At 70.7% G+C, this 22,621-nt stretch carries 2 protein-coding genes (1 of these 2 cut by a window edge); both read left to right on the top strand.

Going from position 1 to position 22,621, the window contains the following annotated elements:
* On the top strand, positions 1-21,779 hold the 3' portion of the coding sequence (locus tag FOF48_RS15115; protein WP_143902070.1) for an Ig-like domain-containing protein. 9,454 nt of this gene lie to the left of the window's left edge; the window shows 21,779 of its 31,233 coding nt (coding positions 9,455-31,233); its start codon lies beyond the left edge, outside the window; the stop codon is at positions 21,777-21,779.
* Positions 21,776-22,621: a peptidylprolyl isomerase gene (locus FOF48_RS15110; protein WP_143902068.1), complete on the top strand. Its 846-nt coding sequence runs from the start codon at positions 21,776-21,778 to the stop codon at positions 22,619-22,621. Before FOF48_RS15115 ends, FOF48_RS15110 begins: the two co-directional genes overlap by 4 nt.

Genomic DNA, 22,621 nt, shown 5'->3' with positions numbered 1-22,621 from the left:
CGCAGGGCACCGCGCAGACGCTCGTGCGCGCCAACCTGCCGCGTGCCTCCCAGGTGGTGGGGGCCGCGAGCGGAGCGCTGACGGTGATGGACCGCGAACTCGTGCGTTTCGGGCTCCAGCGGATGGTCGTGACGTCCGTCACCCCGGAGGACGGGGCGCGGCAGATGCCGGTGTCCGCCGATGCCTTGAATGGAGCGAAGATCGACGTCTTCCTGTCGGAGGCGATCTCGCAGGCCAGCCTGCTCGAGGGCACGGTGGTGTTGCGCGCGGGAGATCCCGTGGTGGGGCCGCCGGTTCCCGTGACGGTGGAGGTGACGGATCGGCGGCTGCGCGTGCGTCCCACGTCGCAGCTGTCGCTGGCCACGGAGTACTTCCTCACCGTGGGGCCCGAACTGGCGTCCAGCCAGGGCTGGACCCTGGGAATGGCCTTCCGGACGCGCTTCACGACGCGCATGGCGAACGCGGAGCCGCCGACCGTCTCGGAGCTCCTGCCTTCGTCGGGACCCCAGGAGGGCGGCACGCTCGTGAAGCTGACGGGGACGAACCTCATGCCCGGCGCCCGGGTCTTCTTCTCCGGCGCGGAGGCGACCGAGGTCACGGTCGACGACAGCGGCCTCTTCTTGAGGGCGAAGGCACCTCCCAGCGCCGAAGAGGGCGCGGCCACCGTGACGGTCGTCAACCCCAATGGTCTGGAAGGGTCGCTGTTCGGCGGGTACCTCTACCTCAAGGTGTTGCACGTGGACTTCGTGTCGCCGGCCACCGGTCCGCTCGCGGGCGGCAACACGGTGGAGGTGATCGGCGCGGGCTTCCAGCGCGGCGCGACCGTCAAGGTGGGTGGCACGCTGTCCCCGGCGGTGCGCGTAGTGTCACCGGGCCTGCTCACGGTGGAGGTGCCTCCGGGGGCGTTCGGTCCCGCGGATGTGGTGGTCACGAACCCGGATGAGAAGCGCGTGGTCGCGCCCGGGGCCTACCTGTACACGGACCTGGCGGTGGCGTCCTCCGTGGGCCGTTATGTGCCCGGCGTGGATGGCCCCCTGCGGCCGGCTGGGAAGCTGTCCTCGGAGCCGCCCATCAAGCTGGCGCTGTCCGAGGGGGTGGCGTGGGTCCTGTCCCCATCGAACGTCTATGTGTCCGCGTTGGATGCCGCGCAGATGTTGGAGAAGAGCGTCCACGGCGCGCTGTCGTTGGTGGACGTGTCCGACCCCGCGCATGCGGCCTTGAAGGGGCTGGTTGGCATCCCTCCTCCGTATCAACCGGCGGCCCTGGCCATCCGGGGCCACTACGCGTACGTCGTGGCGAACGGGGCGACGCTGCCCTACGTGGACGTCGTGGGCGAGGGAGGGCCCTCGCTGCTCGTCTTCGACGCGGCCAACCCCAGCCAGCCCAAGCTCAAGGCGGCCTTCCCGTCGGTGGGGCAGGCGAAGGGCCTGGCCATCGCGGGAGACCTGGCGCTGATGGCCGCGGGGAACGGCGGCGTGGTGCTGTACTCCCTGCAGGACTCCGCGCGGCCCGTGCTGCTGGGCTCGGTGACGCAGTTCCTCTTCGGTGGACAGATGCTGTCGCCCTCCATCGAGGACGTGCAGGTGTCCGGGCACGTCGCGGTCCTCACCGCGAAGTCGGGAGCGAATGAACGGTTGCTGGTGGTGGACCTCGCGAAGCCCGGGCTCCCCGTATTGGGAGAGCTGACAGGAGGCACCTCGGACGTGGCCCTGTCCGGCCGCAACGGCTTGAGGGTGTCGTCCGAGGCCCTGCGGACGCTTTCGCTGGCCCAGCTCTCGCGTCCCCGGGACGCGTCGCCGGTGGTTCCCCTGGTGCGCGGCATGAAGTTCACGAGCGTCGCGATGGGACCGCACCTGAGCGTGGCCTCCGCCTACGGGCCGTCCGCGCTGGTGCAGGTGCTCCTGGCCTCCGAACCCGCTCTGCCCCAGTCCGTGAACGCGGTGGACCTGTACCCGGCGTCGAAGCTGTCCGACGTGGCGGTGGCTGGAGGACTGATCGTGGCGACCGTCCAGCAGACCGTGGGGCGCGTGGGCCAGCCCGTGGCCCAGGACGCGGTCAGTGTCGTCACCATGCCCTTCCCCGTGGTGACCGGCAGCCAGCCCTCCGATGGCGCGGATGACGTCCTCGTGACGGATCCGCTGACAGTGGCGCTCAACCTGCCGGTATCCAACGCCAATGCCAGCACCGTCCGGCTGGTCCTGCTGGATGGCTCCGCCGAGGGGACCTCCGTGGGGGCGACGGTGACCGCGGCGGGGAAAACGGTGACCGTGCACCCTGCCGGTCCGTTGTTGACCGGCAGGACGTATCAGCTGCGCGTCGAGGGACTCCTCTCCTCGGCGGACGGCGCGCCCATGCCGGGCCGCTACGTGGCGGAGTTCACCACCGTCCTCTACACGGACGAGGCGCCGCTGGTGGTTGACAGCGTGTCGCCGCGCCAGGGCCCGACCTCCGTCCAGACGGAGGTCCTCCTCCAAGGCAAGGGCTTCCAGTCGGACCGGGAGCTGGAGGTGAGCTTCAACGGCGTCCGGGCGGACGTGCTCGAGGTGTTCGATGGAGGCAAGCAGGCTCGGATCAAGGCTCCCAAGGGAGCGGCGGCGGGTGCCGCCACCATCACCGTCAAGCGGAGCGGCGGCAGCCACGTCGAGCTGCTGGGCGCCTATCTCTACGTGGATCCGCTCGACCTGCTGGCGGTCACGCCCGCGCGAGGGCCGACCACCGGGGGCACGCGGGTGCTCCTCTCGGGCAAGGGCTTCTCTCCCAACGGCACCGTGCAGGTGCGCTTCGGTGGCCGTCCCGCGGACTCCGTGCGGGTGCTGGGCCTGGGGCTCTTGGAAGCGTTCACGCCCAATGGCCTGCGGGGTCCTGCGGACGTGACGATCCGTCAGTTCGACCCGGCGACCCCGGAGGTCTTCGTCGAGGACACCCTGGCGGGTGGCTTCACCTTCGACCAGCCCATGGGCTCCGCGGTGCCGTTGGCCCGCGCGCTCCGGGACGTGGTGGTCGTGGATGACTGGGCCTTCGTCGTGGGAGAGCGCTCACTGGACGTCGTGAGCCTGTCGGGGCGGTACCACCACGACGGCGACGACATCCCGTTCGATCAGCGGGGCGGCCTGGTGGACCAGGACAAGGACGGCCGGGATGACCGCGTCGTCGCGCACCTGGACCTGCCCGACGAGGCGACCTCCGTGGCGTACGTGCCAGGCACGGCCGCGACGAAGGACCTGCTCTATGTCGGCCTCGTGTCGCGCGACGAGAACGGTGTCGCCAAGGGGGGCTCGGTCGCGGTCGTGGACGTGGATGATCCAGCGACGAGGGTGTCCATCCTCCGGACGGTGCGCGCGGGCACCCACGGCGTGTTCGGCGTGGACGTGAGGGACGAGCGGCTGATGGCGGCAGCCGCGGCCAGCGGGCTTCATTCGTTCGACGTGTCCGTGGAGGCGTTTCCCGTGCACACCGCGGACGTCAGCGCGGGTGCGCAGGCGGTGGCCGCATGGGGAAGCCGGGCCGTGGTGGGAACGGGAGCTCGCACGGCCGACTTCAAGGTGGGGCCGGGACAGCTCCAGGTGTGGAACGTCGCGGCGATGCCCTCCGTGCTGACGACATTGCCCGAAGCCTTGTCCGCCCAGCGCGTGCGGATGCTGGGGGACGTGGCTGTGGTGGCGGCGGGGGATGCGGGGCTGGTGCTGGTCGACGTGTCGCAGCCGGTGCCGGTGCGCCTCGCCAGCCTGGACGTGAAGGGCTTCGCCTGGGACGTGCGGCTCGCGGGCCGTCTGGCCTATGTGGCCGCGGGGGCCGCGGGTGTGGCGGTGGTGGACCTCAACAACCTGCTCGATCCGAAGCTGCTCTACCACGTCATCGGCACCCAGGGCGGTGACGCCCGTGCCGTGGCGACGGCCGGGGGCCGGCTGGTGAGCGTGCGCGAGCGCGGGATCCTCGGCTGGTCGCTGGAGTTCGGCGACGCGGCGGAGCTGTCCGTTTCTGGCGCGAGCGTGGCGGAGGGGGACGTGGTCGCCACGGACCTGCCGTCCGTGACTGTCTTCTTCTCGTCGGCCATCAAGGCCGACACCGCGGAGTCGGCCTTCTCGCTCACGGCCAATGGCGTGCCGGTGCCGGGACTGCCCCTGGAGGTGGGCACGTCCAGTGCCCAGCGCAGCACGTTGATGTTCCGGCCCTCCGCGCCGCTGCCCGCGGGCGCCGCGATGCAGCTCCATGTGTCTCAAGCCCTCCAGACGCCAGGGGCCGCGTCACTCATCGCGCCCTTCTCGCTGTCGTTCCGCGTGGCGGACGCGGCGGGGCGCGTGCCGGTCATCTCCCAGGTGGTGCCCCGCGTGGGGCCCACGTCCGGGGGGAGCCGCGTCGAGGTGCTCGGCAGCGGCTTCGAGCCAGGTGTGATGGTGAAGGTGGGCGGGGTGACGGCGGAGGTTCAGGAGTGGTCGACCACGCGGCTGCGCGTGAAGACGCCCCCGGGCGCCGTGGGTCTGGCGGATGTGGAGCTGGTGCAGTTGTCTGGCCTCTCCGCGCGTCGCGCGGGCGGCTTCCTGTACGTGGCGCCTCTGCGCGTGGGGAGCGCCATGCCCCGCTTCCTCAATCCGCGCGGGAACAGCACCGTGCGGGTGTCGGGCGACGGGTTCCTGCCGGAGTGGGCGGACGCGCTGGGCTCCACGCGGGTCCTGGTGCGGGGCTTGCCCGCCAGGGACGTGGCGGTGACTTCGTTCCATGAGCTGACGGCGCTGGCTCCGCCCGGCTCCTTTGGCGCGGCGGACGTGACGCTGGTGTCGCCGGATGGGCTGTCTCGCGTGCGCTCGACGTCGGAGGTGGGCTATGGCCTGGCGTTCTCCGGGGAGGAGAGCGTGGTGGCGGCCTCGCCTCACGCGCTCGTGGCCAACCCGGCGGACCCCCTCCAGGTGTTCGCGGCGGCGGGTGCCAGCGGCAATGGCAACACCTTCCTCCAGACGTATGAGGGGGCGCTCACCGGCAAGGGCCGCATCCCCGAGTCCTTCCGGGCGTTGGTGTTCGACGCTTCGCAGCCCGGCCGTCCTCGGACGTCCGGCAATCAGATCGTGGAGCCTCCGGACGTGCTCGTGGATCGCTTCTTCGCGACGCGCATGGGCCTGTTGGGGCAGGTGGAGCCTCCGGACGTGGAGGTGATGCCGGACTCGCTGGATGTGGCGGTCCGGGGCGGACAGCTGCTCGTGGCGAATGGGCAGAGCGGTCTGGCCGTGCTGGATGCGTCCCAGAGCCTGCGGTTGACCCTGCTGGGCAGGGCTCCGCTGGACAATGGGAGCGCGGACACGCCGCCGCTCGCCACCCGTGTGCTGCCGACGCCCACGGGCGCCTGGCTGCTGAGCACCACCCTGACGTTGGACCCGAAGGCACAGTGCCCCGGCAGTCCGAAGGCGCACGGCACCGACGGAAAGATGGTGTTGTTCGACACGCGCGTGCCGAGCGACCCGATGCGCGTGGGTGAGCTGGCGCTGGGAGAGGACGTCTTCGGCGCGACGTTCGCCCATGGCCGTGCGTTCGTGGTCACGGGCTCGCACGAGGGTGCCTTCAACTGCTCGACGGGGTCTGGAGATCCGTTCGAGCTGCCGCCCCCGCCGTTCAACACGCTCAAGGGCCATGCCGGGGGCGACCACGCGAATCCGTTTGAGGGATACACGCCGCACGGACGGCTGCACGTCTTCGCCTCGTCGAGGCCGGGCGCGACGTCCAAGTCGATCTCCGCGAACTCGGCCCTGACGGACGTGGTGGTGGTGGGCGATGTCGCCATCGTCGCCGCGGCGGACCAGGGGCTCCTGTTCTTCGACGTGTCGGACCCGGAGAACCCGTCCCTGGTGCGGACGTTGCTGTTCGACGAGGCGATGTCCAACACCCCTGGCCACCCGCAGCGGTTGCGCCTGCTGGGCGACATGCTCTTCGTCGCGGCCGCGGAGGGGAGCGTGGTGCTGGTGGACGTGGCGGATCCGCTCCAGCCCAAGCTGGTGAGCGGCGGCAATGTGGAGCCGGCCCTGGACGTGGTGGCGGTGGAGGACCGACTGTTGCTCGCCGGACGCAATCAGCTGACGGAGCTGTCGGTGCCGTTCCTCTACGTGACGGGGATGGAGCCCGAGCGCCGGGCGCTCGTCCCGCCCGAGGCCGCGGCGCTGACGGTGCGCTTCAACCGCCCCCTGGCCGCGCCGTCCTTCACGGACAGCAGCGTCGTGCTGCGGCTGTTGCCTGGCACGAATGGCCAGCCCGGCGATACGGTGGACGTGACGTTGACGGTCGATGGCGCGGTGTTGACGGTCCATGCGGACGAGGACCTGCTGCCGGACCGCGACTACCAACTGTCCGTGGCCTCGTCCGTGACGGATCAGCGAGGCGGCGCGTTGCTCATCCCGTTCCAGCTCGCGTTCCACACGGCGGCTGTCGGCAGCCGGACCCCGACGCTTGTCGCGGTGACGCCGCCGTCCGCCTCGCTGGCTGGAGGCACACCGTTGACCGTGACGGGGACGCACTTCACTGGCACGTCCGCCGTCTTCGTGGGGGGCAATCCCGCGACCTTCACCGTCGACAGCGACGGTCAGTTGAGCGTGGTGGCTCCGGCGACCACCGTGGCGGGCCCGGCGGACCTCGAGGTCCGAAACGCCGGGGGCCCGGTCGCGGTGCTGCCGTCGTCCGTGCTCTACCTGGAGCCCCTGGAGGGGATTGGCGTGAGCCTCGTCCCGGACCACGGTCCTGTGGCGGGCGGAACGGCCGTGTCGGTGTCCCTGTCGGGACGGGCCCTGGCCCCAGGAACGCGCGTCTTCGTGGCGCCCCATTGGAGTGACGTGGTGGGGTCGCAGAACCTGGATGTGGATGTTCGAGACCTGTCCTCGCTGAAGTTCATCACGCCCGCGGTGGACCACCCGGCGCTGGTGCCAGTGTGGCTCGCCCGCCCCGGCGGCACCCCGGTGCAGGTGGGTTATTTCTCGTACGACCTGCCGGTGGGCTCGTCGCTGGACCTGCCGGGCTTCCCGCCCCGCGTGGCGTCGGAGATCTCCCTGAGGGGCGATCAGCTCGCGGTAGGTGTGGCCAACAGCGGCTACTTCGGGCTGGAGCTCTTCGACGTGAAGGTGGAGGAGCACCCGTTGCGGCTGGGCGGGCTCTCCACGCAGGCGGCGGTGCGCGGGCTGGACCTCTCCGGTGCCCTGGCGTTCCTGGCCGTGGACGCGATGGGGCTCCAGGCGGTGGACGTGTCTCGGCCAGAGGCGCCGTTCCTGACGGCCAGCGCGTCCACGGGAGGGTCGCTCGCGACGAGCGTCCGGGTGGAGGGGGATCTCATCTACGTGGGCGTCACGGACCCAGGCGCCGCGTGGGGCGGCGTGCAGGTGTTCCATGGCGGCGGACCCAGGCTGGAGAACCAGGACACGGTGTCGCTCAACGCCGACGTGCTGGCGTTGGAGCTGGGCGTGGATCGCTTCTACACGCTCACCTCGTCCGTGGCCGCGGGCAAGGGCAACGGCCTGACGCTCTCCATCCACACACGGACGGGCGCGTCGGTGGGACACATCTCGGTGTTCTCCGGGGTGCGCACGTATGAGCAGCTGGTGTCGAGCCGCCTGCTCGTGCGCTCGGGCCGTGCCTACGTGACGGTGGGGACGAAGCTGTACGTCTTCGACCTGTCCAACGAGTCCGCACCCAAGGTCCTCCAGTCGTCGGACCTGGGAAGCCCGGTGGTGGGCCTGAGCTTCGTGGGTGGCTCGTTGTTCGCAGCCACGGCTGGCCGCAGCACCGTCATCGAGGTGCCGCCGTCGGACCTGCTGGCGGTGGAACTGGAGCCCGCCGCGGGCAGCATCGTGCCGACCGGGCGGTCCATCCAAGCGCGCTTCAGCCTTCCGGTCGTGAAGGAGAGCGTGACGGAGAACACCTTCCAGGTGAGCGTGAACGAGGGCTCGGGCTGGGTCGGTGCGGCGGGTTCGTACGAGACCGTGTTCGCCACGCGCGGCTCGACGTCCATCTTCACTCCGAACGTGGCCTTCCCGCCGGGGTCCCAGGTCCGCGTGAGAATCACGGCGGGCGTGAAGGGCTTCGACACGCGGCCTCTGGCATCGCCGGTGGAGGCCGTCTTCACCATCGCGGGCCTGGACGCGCGTCAGCCGGTCATCACACGGCTGGAGCCCGCCTCCGGGCGGGCGAATGTCACCACCACCGTCACGCTCGAGGGTGGCGGATTCCGTGCGCCGCTGGCGGGCGTGCCCGGCACCCGGGTGCGGGTAGGCGGCCAGGACGCGGAGGTGACGTCGTATTCCGACAGCGCGCTGCAGGTGCGGATTCCCCCGTCCATCGCGGCGATGGCAGGGCCCGCCATGGTGGAGGTCATCGACGAGCCGTCAGGCCTGATGGCTCGGCGCCTGGGCGGTTTCCTCTACCGGGATCTGCTCCAACTGGTCGCCATGACGCCGTCGCAGGCGCCGCAGCAAGGCGGCGTCGTGGTGAGTCTCACCGGTCACGGCTTCCAGCCGGGGATGACGGTGACGTTCGGCGGGATACAGTCGTTCGAAGTGCGCGTGTCCTCCATGGATCGCGCGGAGGCGAAGGCGCCGCCGCATGCCTCCGGGCTGGTGGACGTGACGCTGGGGCTTCCAGATCAGCCCGCGTCCCAGCCGCTGCCGTTCCTCTATGGAGCGGGCGCGGTCTCGCGGCTGCCCACCCTGCCCGTGGCGCACGTGCTGGTGGACGAAGGCACGGCGTATGTCGCGCTGGGCGGAGAGACGGCCCTCACCAACGCGGATGGCTCGGTCGTGTACGAGGCATCCCGGGCCACGACGCAGGGCGGGCTGCTCATCGCGCGGCTGAACGAGCTGCCCATCCTGCGCGAGGAGAAGACCCTCACCTTCAGCGCGGCGGGGGGGGCGCGGCGGCTCGCGAAGGCAGGCGACGCGCTCTACGTGGCGGCGGGGCCCGCGGGCGTGCTGCGGTGGAATGTCGCGACCCCTGCTTCGCCGGTCGCGCAGCCGTCCCTTCCGGTGACGGGTGGGGCGTTCGACGTGCTGGTGAAGGACGACCTGTTGTTCGTCGCGGATGGGACAGGCGTTTCGATGTACCGGCTGGGAGAGACGGCGGAACCGTTGCCGGTGGGCCAGCGGCTCCTGTCCGGTGGCGCCAGGGCGATGGTGTTGTACGGGTCTCTGCTGGTGGTGGCGGACGGCAATCCGGCGACGCCGCGGCTGCACGTGCTGGACGCGGCGAACGGGGCGTTGTCCGAACTGGGCGACGGCTTCCCGTTGTCCATGCCGGCGAGACACCTCGCCGTGAGCGGCACGCGCGTATTCGCGTCGCTGGGCACGGCGCGTCAGGTGCAGATGGTGGAGCTGGCGGACCCGCCGCATCCGGCGGCGGGAGGCGTGCTGGTCCTGACGGATCCGCTGGGGCGGACCTGGATGTCGGCCGAGCAGACCTGGGTGGCGGGCGGGGTGGCGTACGTGTCCGGGGGCGGCGGCAAGGTGCAGCGCTTCGCCGTGCCGGTGGGTGGCGTGCCGGTGGCACTGGAGCGGTTGCAGGTCGTGGGCGATGCGCGCACGGCGGCGTTCGCGGGTGACTACCTGCTGGTGGGCACGCTGTTCCTGGATGGGCAGGGCTCGCCGGTGGAGCTGCCGCTGTCGCAGGCGCCCTCGTCGTCGGCCACGCTGGCTGGCTCCCTGTCGGTCGTTGAGCTGGACCACCTGGAGGTCGTCGGGACGACGCCCTCCGAGGGTGAGACGGTGTCGGTGGGAACGGCCCCCCGGGTGCACGTGACGACCCTCGCCGACGTCAACACGGCGCAGGGCGTGACGTTGTCGAAGGTGTCGGCGAACGGCGATGCGGCGGTCGCTGTCGCGCGGCGGGTGGTGGCGACAACGCGTGGGGCGGACGTGGTCCTGGAACCGTATTCACCGCTGAGCCCGTCCTCCCAATACCGGCTGCACGTCGGCGCCACGCTGGCGGACCTGTCCGGTGGGGCGCTGGGCACGGACGTGGATGTGCGCTTCAAGACGGCCTCGCTGGTGTCGGCGGAGCTGCCGGAGCTGACGAGGGTGTTCCCGGCTCACGGACTGGAGGCGGGCGGCAATCGCGTGACGCTGACGGGTGAGCACTTCGCGGTTGGCTGCGGCGTGACGTTCGGCGGCGCCCCCGCGACACAGGTGGAGGTGTCCGGCGATGGCCGCAGCGTCCAGGTGACGGTGCCCGCGGGCGTGGCCGGACCCGCCGCGGTCGAGATCGTGAACCCCGGAGGACTCTCCGTTTCGCGGCTGGGAGCCTATCGCTACCTGGCGCCGCCGGTGCTGACCGCGGTGTCGGCGACGTCGGCGCAGTTCAACAGCCAGAGCCTCATCACGCTGACGGGACAGGGGCTGTACGGTGGGAGCCGGGTGTACTTCGGCACGGTGCTCGCGCCATCGGTCGAGCTGCTGTCGGCGACCCAGCTGCGCGTCCGCGTGCCGGACAACCTCACGGGGTCGGTTCCCCTCCGCGTGGCGACGCCGGGCCCGGACACCACGGAGCAGAGTGCGCTCTGGTCCACGCCCTTCACGTTCACGCTGGAGGAGACGGGATCGTCGTCCCTGGGCGCGGATGCGATGGCCCGGGTGGGCAGCACGTTGTTGGTGGCGCGGGGTGGCAGGCTGGTCGTGCGCGGCCTGGCTCTGAACGAGACGCTGTATGACCTTCCGAACGACGTCCCAGGCGTGGCCAATGCCACGGCCCTGACGGTCAGCGGTGACGAGGCCTACCTCGTGGGGCCCGGGCGTCTGGTGCGCTACGCGCTGGGCAACTGCGCCAGCGTCGATCCGGGCGCATGCTCGCCGCAGGAGCAGGAGCGGGTGCTGCTCGTGCCCGAGGGCGTGGTGCCGACGGCCGTCGTGGCCTCGCGAGACGCGGCCTATGTCGCGGTCGCGGGTGGCAATGAGGTGGTGCTGCTGGGCCGGGTGGACGGACAGCTGCGCGTGGTCGCGCAGACCACCCTGTCGGGCGGCATGCTCCGAGGCCTTGCTCGGGTCCAGGGCGCGCTGGCACTGCTCGTGGAGCAGGGGGGCGTGTCGCGGCTGGAGCTGAGGGACTTCACCAGCGGTCAGTTGGAGACGCTGGGGCAGGTGGACAACCTGCCGGCGCCCGCGTGGTCCATGGCCGTGGAGGGCAACCAGGTCCTCCTGGGGCTGGGAACCGGCATCCGATTGGTGGATGCCACGATGCCCAGGGAGCCTGCGTTGGTGGGCGGTTGGGACTCGCAGACGGCTGGCAACGACGCGCTGTCCGTGGCGCTCTCGGGGCCGTGGGCGTGGGTGGGGGGACGCACGCGGTTGTCCTGGGTGGACACGACGGCGCCTGACGCAGGCGTGTTCCAGGAGCGCACCTGGGCCCCGGCGAGCGGGCTGCCGAATGCGCGCACCCTGGTGGTGGGCGGCGTCGCGGTGGCGGCGAATGCGTCCACGATGAAGACGTTCCACCTGCCCTATCCCGTGGCGGTGACGACATCGCCGGCGCCGGGTGGCGACCTGCCTCCCGGAGGGACGGTGTCGATGACGCTGTCGCCCTTCCTCTCCCCGTCGGTGGCAACGGCGAGCACGCTGGTGGTGAAGTCCGTGGCCGGCTCGACTCCCGTCCCGGGATCGTCTGTCGGCACGGGGTACCTGCGCGGCTACACGCCGGTGCCTTCGCTGATGGCGGGAACCGTCTACGTGGCCGAGGCGCAGCTGGCGGGCTCCGGGGCGGTCGGGGGTACCCTGCGAGGCCCCTGGCGCTTCCCGGTCGTCGGCGGCGCCGAGGGCACCACGATGGGACTCACGTCCATCCTTCCCGACCATGGGGACGTGGCGGGTGGGACGTCCGTGCTGCTCACCGGCTTCCAGTTGGACAATGTGTCGAAGGTCTACTTCGGCGGCACGGGCGTGGTTCCGGAAGCGGGCCGCAGCGATACCGCGCTGCGCGTCCACACGCCGGCGGCGGACGTGGCTGGTCCGGTGACGGTGGCGCTGGAGTCCAGCACGCAGCCCTGGCTGCGATGGGACGGGGCGTTCACCTATGTCGCCCAGCCGTTCGTCAGCGGAGTCATGCCCGCGGTGGTTCCGCTCGAGGGTGGCACCGTGACGTTCACGGGTGGGCGGTTCACGCGCGGGCTCGCGGTCTTCGAGGCAACGGCCCCCGTGAAGGTCGTCGCCCTGACGGGCACCTCGCTGACCGTGGAGCTCGCCGCGGGGGCCGCCGGGCCCGTGGCGCTGCGGCTGGAGCAGCCCGGGACCGCGGCGGTGTCACTGGGCGCGCTGGTCAGTCGCGCGGATCTGCGTCCGCCCGCCGTGGTGTCGTGGGAGCCGTCCGGCGCGTCGGGTGGACAGAGCGTGCCCGTGGCGTCTCGGTTCACGGTCCGCTTCGACGAGCCCATCGCCCCGGCGAGCGCAGCGCAGGCGACGCTCCGGCGGACCCTCACGGGGCTCGAGGTCGCGGCGACGGTGACGGTGGCCCCGGATGGACGGAGCCTCACCCTGGTGCCGTCCGCGGCCCTGGAGCAGACGACGCAGTACACGTTGAGCGTGCAGGGCGTCACCGACCTGGTGGGCAATGCCCTCGTGCAGGGCGGCACGGTGACGTTCCGCACGGTGGATGGCGTGCCTCCTTCGGTGGAGCTCATCGCGAAGGGCTCCGGCCTGCCCGTGGTGAACGGCGACCGCTTCAGCGCCCAGACGGTCTGGACCTTCGAGGTCCGCGCGACGGATGACTCCGGTCAAATCAGCGCACGCAAGCTGTTCGTGGACGGGGTCGCCGTGGCTGGGAGCAACGGCATCTTCACGTACACCTGGCCCACGGGGAAGGTGGGCTCCTCTTCGGCGCTGGTGGCATGGGCCGAGGACGCGGCGGGCAACGTCAAGCAGACGGATGCCATCACCGTGCAGGTGGTGAACGACCTGCCGCCGACGGTCGCCTTCACCGCGCCCGCGGTCGCGCAGCTCACCCTGGAGGAAGGGGCGTCGCTCGACGTGGTGGTGGTCGCCACGGACAACTCAAGCGTGAGGAGCCTGGAGCTGCGGCTCGATGAGGCGTCGCTGAAGCTCGTCACGAATCCCACCGGCCCGCTGACCTACGCCCTGAAGGCGCCGCGGGTGGGGGCGGGACCCGAAACCTACGCGCTCACGGCCCGCGCCGTGGACGATGCACAGCTCGTGGGCAGCGCCGCGCCCGTGTTGCTCACGGTGACGCCGGACATCACCGCGCCCGTGGTGGCATTCCTGTCGCCGGCGGCGGATACGCGGGTGGCCTCGGGGCGTGCGGTGGAGCTGCGCGTGAGTGCCACGGACAACAACGCCGTGAAGTCCGTCCGCTTCACGAAGGATGGGGTGGATCTGGAGACGCTGACTGGACCGACCTGGTCGACGCGCTGGACCGCGCCCGTGGTGACAGCGCCGACCCCGGTGACGTTCGTGGCCCATGCGTTGGACGCCCGGGGGAACGAAGGGACAGCCCCGTCGCTCACGGTGACGGTCGAGCCCGCCAGCGCACCGATGATCTCCCTCGTCTCTCCGGCGGGCGAATGGACCTACACGGAGGGGACCCAGGTGAGCGTGAGCGCCGAAGTGGCCGCGTCCGCCGGAATCAAGCACGTGGTGCTCGCCCTGGATGCCCAGGAGCGCGTCCTGACCTCGCCGCCGTGGAGCGCGAACTTCACGGCGCCCGCGGTGGGGGCTGGGGGAAGCCGCGCCACGGTGAAGGCCCTGGTGCGCGACAACGCAGGGATCGAGGCCACGTCGCTCCGGCAGATCATTGTCCAGGACAGCAATGCCCTGCCGCCGACCCTCGTGTTGCCGGTGGAGTTGGAGGGGCCAGTGTTCGCGGGTGGCGCATCGGTCTCGGCGCTGGCCACGGCGAGCGTGGGCGCCCTCGTCCAACAGCAGCTCTTTGTCGCGGATGCGGGTGTCTCGACAGGCTCGACGGGGAATGTGTTGCCGCTGGGGCCTGAAGGTGCCCCGGTCCGCGTGGCGGCTCAGGCTTCGGGGCTGGGCGGCACGGTGGCGGCCGCATCCGAGGGGATCCTGGCGGTCTTCGCGCAGGGCCCTGCGTCGCGCTCCGTGCTGGACGGAGTCGACACCGTGAAGGCCCTGGCGCTCCAGGGAGACGAACTCTTCGTCCTCCGAGACGACGCGGGTGGCGGCGCGGCGGTGGAGCGCCGGTCGCGAGCGGATGGAACGCTGGCGTCGCGACGGAGCCTGGAAGGTGAGCCCGCGGGGCTCGCCGTCCGGGGTGAACGAGTGGCCGTGGTGTCGCGCCTGGCGGGAGCGGGAACGCTGCTGCTTCTGGACGCGGAGGACCTGTCCACGGTCGGAAGCGTGACACTGCGCCGCGAGCCCACGTCCGTGGGCGCGTTCCGCGGTGGCTTCGTCATCGGAACCGATGAGGGACTGGAGTCATACGACCCGGCGGGCGCGCTGCGTGCACGCCTGCCCATGGGCAACGTCACGGCGCTGGCACTTCAGGGCGACTGGCTCTACGCGCTGGCGGGGGGCTATCTGTCCGCGGTCGACCTGACGGTTCCTCCCGCGCCGAAGCGGGTGGCGTGGGTGCAGACCGAGGGCATCGCCGTCACTGCCCTGGGCTCCGAGCGGGCCTGTGTGGTGGGAGCGAGCGCGCGTTGCTTTGCCTTCACGGATGGAACGCTGTCGCTGGTGGGGGAGAAGCCGCTTGGTGGCACGGCGACGTCCGTGGCGACGCTCGGACCATGGTTGCTCGCGGGCTCCGATGCCGGGCTGACGGTGCTGGATGCTCGGGCGGCGCCGCGGGTGGCGGGCCGGTACCCGGAAGTGCAGGGACGCCTGGTGGCTTCGGGCAACACCGTCTTCGCGGCGAAGGGGACGACGCTGTCCCGGCTCGCCCTGGGGCGTGGGCCCGGGCTGCCCCAGCTGACACTCGCCCTGGCTGCCACCGCGGCGCCGGGCGCGCGCCTGGCGCTCACGACGACATGGGCGGATGGCGCGGAGCCACTGAATGCCTTCACCGCCGAACTGTTGGTCGACGGTCGCGTCGTGGAGACGCTCGACAACGTCCTGCCCGCGTCGGTGGACCTGCCTCTCACGGTCGGTGAGGCGCTGGTGTCCTTGAGGGTACGGGACCTGGCTGGCAACGGGGCCCAGGCCTCACAGCCGGTGTCGCTGGTGGACGCTGGGGCGGGGCCGGTGCTCGTGGCGCTGGAGGTTCCTGACGTCGGGGTTCTGGAGGGCACGGAGTTCCAGGTGCGCCCGGTGGCGGCGTCGCCGAATCAGGTGGCCCGCGTCGAGGTGTCGGTGGCGGGAGGTGCGCCTGTTGTCTTCACCGCGCCCGCATGGGCAGGCGTGCTGCGCGCGCCGCAGGTCGCCCAGGATGGCACGGTGACCGTGACCGCCGTCGCGGTGGATGCGCAGGGCCGCCATGGCCCGGCGAAGTCCGCCCAACTCCAGGTCCTCGACGACACGGGGACCGCCCCGGTCGTGAGCGCGCTGGAGCCCGTGGAGTCGACCTCCATCCTGGAGGGGACGCGCGTGCGGGTGATCGCCACGACCTCTCCGGCGACGGTCAGGGAGGTCCGCTTCCGCGTCATCGGGCCGGACCTGCAGGCCGTGGAGCAGCAGCGCGTGGTGGCGGCACCCTATGTGGCCTCGCTGCTGATGCCGCAGGTGACAGGCAGCACGTCCGTGAGGATCGAAGCGATCGCGGTGGACACCTCCGGGCGTGAGTCCGCGCCGCGGACGAAGGACCTCATCGTGGTGGACGACACCACGGCGCCGCTGGTGACGGTGACGGTGGAGCCGACCGCGGGACGGATCGCGGCCGGGAGCCCGCTGATGTCGACGGTGACGGCGCAGGACGCGGGTGGAGTGGCGCGCATCCAGCAGGTGCTGAAGCGGGATGGAACTGTCGTCGCCACGGGGAGCGGCCGGCTCCGCTATGTCGTGCCGCCGGAAACCCAGCCGGGTGTGGAGCTGAAGCTGGAGGTCACGGTCACCGACCGCGCGGGCCTCACGCCGTCGCTGACGCCGACGGTGTGGAAGGTCGTGGCGCCTCTCGCGCCCCAACCGGGTTCGCTGTTCGCGCAGGACTTCGCGGGCGCCGAGCAGATCGAAGTGCTCGAGGACCGCGTCTATGTCCGCACGGCCACGGGCTTCGAGGTGGGGCAGTTGACGCGCGGGCCAGTGCCCTCGCTGACCCACCTGGGCCGCTTCACGTCCGCCTCGCCCCCGCGTTCCATGGCGGTCCATGGCAACCTGGTGCTCCTCGCCTACGGGGACCTGGGCCTGGACATCGTGGACGTGTCCACCGCCACGGCTCCCCGGCGTGTCGGGCACGTCGAGCGCTCCCTGGAGCAGGTCTTCACGTTCGCGGGGACGGCCTACGCCTCCAAGGGATCGCTTCCCCTGGAGTACCCGAGCTTCATCGACCTTCATGATCCCGCACGGCCGGTGCTGACCCCGGCCTCCTACCTCTGGGGTTCGAGCACGTTGCTCGCGGGCGGACGGGATGGCTACCTCGCCAGACTCGACGTCAATCGGGTCCAGATGCTGTTCCGGGTCGGAAGCTGGCCTGCGACCCCAGTGCCCGCCAACCTGTACCTGCCGGCAGGGGAGTCTGTCATCGCCGCGAAGCGGGATGGGAACAGGCTCGTGGTTGCCACGGATCGCTTCCTCCGCGTCCGGGAGTTCTGGGACGGGGGCTCGTTCTCCGCTCCGCTCGGGGCTCCGGCGCGCGCGATGCAGGTGGTGGATGGACGCGCCTATGTCCTGTGCGAGGACGGCTTCCTGCGAATCGCGGACGTGCGTGAGCCCATGACGGTGGCCCTGGTGGCCGCGTCCTCCCTGGAGGCCCGCGATCTGGCGGTCTCTGGAGATGTGATGTTGGCGGCGGGTGCCGCCGGGGTGGAGCTGAGAGCGCTGCCCGGACGTGAGGAAGCGGTGGCCACCACGCCTTCCGCCACCTATTCCGTGGCGCCTGCTCCGCTGGGGTTGACGGCCTTCCACGACGGCGTGCTCGTCGCCGTGGGGAGCGCGGGCGTCCGGCAGTTGGGGTTGTCCAAGCCGGGGACGCTGGAGGTCCTCAAGAGCTTTGCTTTCACGAACACGACGCAGCTCGAGCAGGCGGGCGGGTCTCTCTTCAGCCTCTACGGCAACGTGGTCTACCGCGTGGTGGACCGAGGCAATGGGACCATCGACGTGGTGACGGGGCTCAGCCAACTGGGTGAGGTTTCACGCTTCAGCGTGTCTCCGGGCCGCCTCTGGGGCATCAAGGCGCAGAGGGTGTCGAGCCTCGCGCTGCTTCCGGACACGGGGGCCACGGGGCTCACCCTGTCTGTCGGGACGTTGGACATCTCGGGCGACGAGCGGAAGGCGGCGGTGGCATTGGGGTCGGCGGGCTGGACCCTGGTGGGCGTGGATGGCTCCGGAGTCCTGCGTCGCTGGGCGACGCAGGCGGAGCTCCCGGTGCTGGCGCTGGCGCTGGACGACAGCTTGCTGGTGACAGGCAACGCCACGGGGCTGACGACCTGGCAGGTGACGGACACCGGCGGCGTGCGGCGGGCGACCGTGCCCACCGTGGGGGCCGTGACGCGGCTCCGCCTGCATGGCCGCCTGGCCATCGTGAGCGAAGCGGCTGGGGGAGTGCAGCTCTTCGACCTCACGGACCCGGACGCTCCCCGGCTGGTGGGAGCGGTGCCCGCGGGACGCGCGGATGACGCCGTGGTGGTGGGGTCGGACCTGATTGTCGCGGATGGCTACCTGGGGGTCCGCCGCTTCCCGGTGGACTCGCTGCGCGCTGCGCCGTCGGTCCGCATCGCGTTGCCGCTGCCGGGCGCGGAGGTCGCCGCTGGGTCGGAGTACCTGGTGATGAGCGCGGCCTCTGGCTTTGGGATGAACACCGCGGAGCTCCTGGTGAACGGCCGCTCCTTGGGCATCCTGGATGACGTCGATCCGCAGTCGCCAATGTCGGTGCCCCTGGATGGCGCCGTGGGCACCGAGGTTTCGCTCCAGGTACGGGTGCGCTCCGCCAATGGCACGTCCACGCTCTCCGCGCCCGTGAACATCCGGGTGGCGGCGCCTCCGGTGCCGCAGCAGCCGCTGGGCATTGCCTTCAGCACTGTCAGCGCGTCCTATCTGTCGGGGCAGGCGGCCACGGTGTCTCTGAACGCGACCGGGGTCGTCTCTCCCGCGACAGTCCGCCTGCTGCTGGGGGACAGGAACCTGGGAGAGGCCATCACGAGCGGTGAGAATCCGGGCGTCACCTTGACGGTCCGGATGCCCCTGGTGCAGACCCCCTTGACGGAGATGCTCCGCGCGGAGCTCGTGGATGCGGCGGGCCGGACTGCTTCAGTCCAGAGGCAGGTGAGCGTCAATCCGACGCCCCTGTTCACGGTGGCGCCCACCGGTCTTCCGGCCGTGCTTCGTGCCCTGCCATTCGAGAACGTCATCCAGAGCGCCCCCTACTACTGGGGAAATGGTCCGTACACGCTGGAGCTGTTGATGGACGGGGTCCCCGTCGCGACGAACGAAGTCCTGGCCTCCGATGGCAGCGGGAAGAGCGTGCGCTATGTCCTGCGCATCCCGCAGGAGCGCGTGGCCCAGAAGCTCTCGCTGACGCTGCAGGTGAGAGACCCGCAGGGGCGCACTCTGGGCAATACGGTGGAATACACGGTCAAGCCCGACGGGGAGCCGCCGGTGATCACCTCCTTCTCCGCGCCGTCGTCGGCCCGCTCGGGTGACGTCGTCACGGTGGCGGTGAACGCCTCCGATCCGGACGGAGATCTCGCCTCTCTGAGCCTGCTGGCGGATGGAGTGCAGGTCGCCACCACGGCCCAGGGGCTGCTGTACACACAGTTCGTGCTGCCAGCGGCCGGACCCTCCGGCGTGGTGTCGCTCACCGCGGTGGCTGTGGATCGCGGTGGCCGGGAGAGCCGGCAGACCGCGACCGTGCAGGCCCTGCCCAACCTGAAGCCGGTGGTGACCCTCTCCACCGTGACAGGGCCCTTGTACGAGGGGTACTCCAAGCAGTTCTGCATGCAGGTGTCCGACAGTTCGAAGCTCACTCGCGTGGAGCTGCGCCTGAACGGAACGCTCCTGGCTCAGTCGTTGGGCTGCGATAGCGCTTCCTGCAAGTCGCTGTGCGCGACTGCTCGAGTGCCTCCCTTCACGGCGAACCTGTCCGCGACGGCAGAAGACGCCCTGGGGGAGAGCGACAGCACGGTTGCCACCTACCCCGTGGGCCTCAACTTCCCCCCCAGCGTCACGGTCGCGACCAGCTACCTGGTCGCCGGGCGCAACATGCAAATCCATGGCTTGCTGTCGGATGAGCTGACGCCGGTGTCCTGGGTGTCGTTCCGGGTGGACGGCGACCTGTATGCGATCACCTCGTCCCCCAGCGACTACGTGGCCTTTCCCCTCCGTTGGGATGTGGAGGGGACCGTCCAGGTCGAACTGGAGGCGGAGGACCAGTCGGGACTCCGTGCGACGGCCATGAAGACCCTGCCCGTGCTCGCGGCAGGCGCGGGACAGTGGTGCGCGCTTCCTGTGCCGGCCGGAATCCCGTTGACCTACCTGGAGCCCGCGGCCGCGCCGGGCGCCCCCTGGTGCTCCGGGTATACGGGTGTCAACACGGGAACCTGGGTGTCGCTGCCCTTCGACGGGCCCGTGAAGAGGCTCACTTTTGAAACCCAGACGCCGGCGGTCGTAACGGAGGCGTGCGAGGATCCGACTTCTGACTGCAAGACAGGCATCCAGACGGTGAAGAACCTGTCTGCTGATGCACGGATCTTCGTCCAGTACCCACTGGGAACAACCGGCCCGTCCACTCTCAAGCTCCTCAGCGCGCAGTTGGGCCAGGACGCGAAGTGCGATCCGGCTTCGCAGGACTTCGTCTGCGTCGCTGGAACCTGTGAGCCGGACGTCCACGGTGTTCATCGTTGCAACCTGCCAGCCTGCATGGACGGCAAGGACAACGATTCACCTCCGGACGGGCGGGTGGACTACCCCTACGATCCAGGATGCACGTCGCCGGAGGACACCTCGGAGGAGGACCCGGATCCGCTGCCCATCTGTGGAAACAACGTGGATGACGATGGGGACGGCTTGATGGACTTCCCCAACGACCCGGCATGTGGCTTCGCGGCTGGGGGCCAGGAGGTCCCGGGCAATGGAGAGAGCTGCGCCGCTCCGGCGGTCATCACCGCCGCGCTGACGTCCGTGTCGCTCACCACCGCGTCGACGGACTTCGAATCAAGCTGCTCGGTCCCTGCCCCTGACCGTGTCTACGGCTTCCACTTCCCCGGCGACGGCGCCTTCACGGCCAGGGCGGACTACGCCAACGTCGCGCTGCGCTCGGTCTGCCCCCTCGAGACCTCCGAGTTGAGGTGCGGCAAAGGGTACTTCGATCATCCGAATGACTACGGGGTGACCGGGAGGGTGTCGAAGTCATTGGAGGCCGGCACCTACTTCCTCGTGGTCAGTGGCTCCGAGGATGCCCAGCTGCAGGTCTCGGGGACCCTCTACGATGGGACCACCTGCGACCCGACCCAACCCTGGTTCGCCTGCGAGTCCGGGTCGTATTGCCTGCCCACGGATGGAGAGATGCGCTGCCGGATGGCTCAGTGCAGCGACTCCGAGAACAACAATGACGAGGATGAGCTGATCGACTACCCGGCGGATCCGGGGTGCTCCTCTCCTCAAGATGACGACGAAACGGATCCCCCGGTTCCGCCGGCGTGCTCGAATGACGTCGATGACGACCGGGTGAATGGAAAGGATTGGCCCGAGGACCCGGGATGTGGATCCGCCGCGGGCGAGGTGGAGGGAGGGGGCGACGGTGAGAGCTGCGCCGCGCCCCTGGTCGTCACCTCGGAGTTCACCCTGGTCTCCCTGGTGGGCGCGACCAAGGATGAAGAGCAGAAGTGCGGTCCCGCCGCGCCCGACCGGGTCTTCGGTGTGCGGATGCCGGGCTCAGGCTACGTCTACGTCGACGCTCCATTCGCCACGGTATCCCTGCGCAGTGGTGGCTGCGCCTTCTCCGACCAGACCTGCAAGGTCGCGGTGGACCCGTCCTTGATGCGCAGCGCGTTCTCCGAGGAAGCGCCAGATGGCGGCCTGCCAGATGGCGGCCTGCCGGATGGTGGCATTCCCGGGGGGAGTGACCTCGCGGGCGGTACGCCCGACAGCGCCTCGCTCGCGGGAGGAACACAGGTCCAGGCGTTGGCCGACGGCGGCGTGCCGAGCACGAACAGGCTCTACGTCGATGGGGACAGGTCCGCCTTCATCATCGTCAGCGGGACGCGTGACACGACGATGCACGTCACAGGCGTCCTGTCGTGGGACGAGCCCTGTGATCCGGGCCGCCCCTGGTTCAGCTGCAACGCGTCGCAGACATGCGCGGCGGATGGCGCCGCGCACCGGTGCGTCGACATCGCCCCGTCGATGAGGGCGAGGGAGCGCGACCACGGCTCTTCGTCCATGGGGCGCGGAATGCCCCCCGAGGACCGTGAGTCCTCGGGCTCCGGAACCGCTGCTCCGAAGGTCCGGCGCCCGGCGGCGCCTCCTGCGACTCAGAAGCAACAGGCGCAAGATGTGGAGGCCGTGCTCACGCCGGCTTCCGGACCGCTCCTGGCCTCGGTCCTGGCCGGCGCGGAGAGGATGTCCTTGCCCGGCGGGGACTGGGAGTCCCGCTGGGGCTGGCATGCGATGCTGGAGTCGGTCGGCGGTGGTGCGGCGGCTCGGAACGATGTCTGGAGTTGTGGTGACGGTGACTGCGCGGGCGATTTCGTCCGTCAGTCCTCTGGAGGCGGACAGTGAAGCCGGGGCTGGTTTGGGGAGTGCTGGTGCTGGCGGTGTGTGGGCTGGGGGCGTGTGGATCGCGGGAGGAGGTCGCGCGGGTCGGGGACACGCCGGTGTTGCTCGCGGACGTCGCGCTGCAACAGCAGGCGGGGGGGACGCCAGAGGCCGCGCTGGAGGCGGTGGTGGACCGGACGTTGCTCGCGGAGGCGGCTCGGCGCGACGGTCTGCTCAAGGACCCGGCGCTCACGGCACGTCTGGAGGCCGCGAGACGCGAGGTGCTCGCGCATGCGTATGTAGAGTCCGTGGGCGCGAAGGCCTCCACGGAAGAGGCCCTGCGCCAGCGCTACGCGGCCCAGAAGGATTCCCTGGCCCGGCGCGAAGTGCACGTGGCCCACATCGTGGTCTACGTGCAGCCGCAGGCGACCGAAGCGGAGCGCGTGGCGGCGCAGGCTCGCATCAACCGCGTCTATGCGCGGCTGGTGGGAGGTGAGGACTTCGCGGTGGTGGCCAGGGAGACGTCGGAGGATGCGGCCACGGGCAGTCAGGGCGGAGACCTGGGCGTGCTGCGCGAGGGCCAGGTGGATCCACGCTTCTTCGCGGCGGTGGCGGAGCTCAAGCCGGGTGTGCCTTCCGCCCCGTTCACGACGCCCTTCGGGTTGCATGTGGCGAAGGCGTTGGAAGCTCCGCGCACGGTGGTGCCCTCCTTCGAGGAAGTGCGGGGCGTGCTCGCGGCGCAGGCCCGCAACGACGCCGTGCAGGAGCGGACGGAGCAGCTTCGCAAGGACATCACCGTGAAGCGCTACCCGGAGCGGCTGTCCACCGGGAAGGCGTCTGGGCGGACCGAGGGGGAGTCGCGATGA

Origin of the sequence: Corallococcus sp. Z5C101001 (assembly GCF_007352635.1) — a bacterium.
GTDB lineage: Bacteria > Myxococcota > Myxococcia > Myxococcales > Myxococcaceae > Corallococcus > Corallococcus silvisoli.
This window is presented reverse-complemented; position numbering and strand designations above follow the sequence as displayed.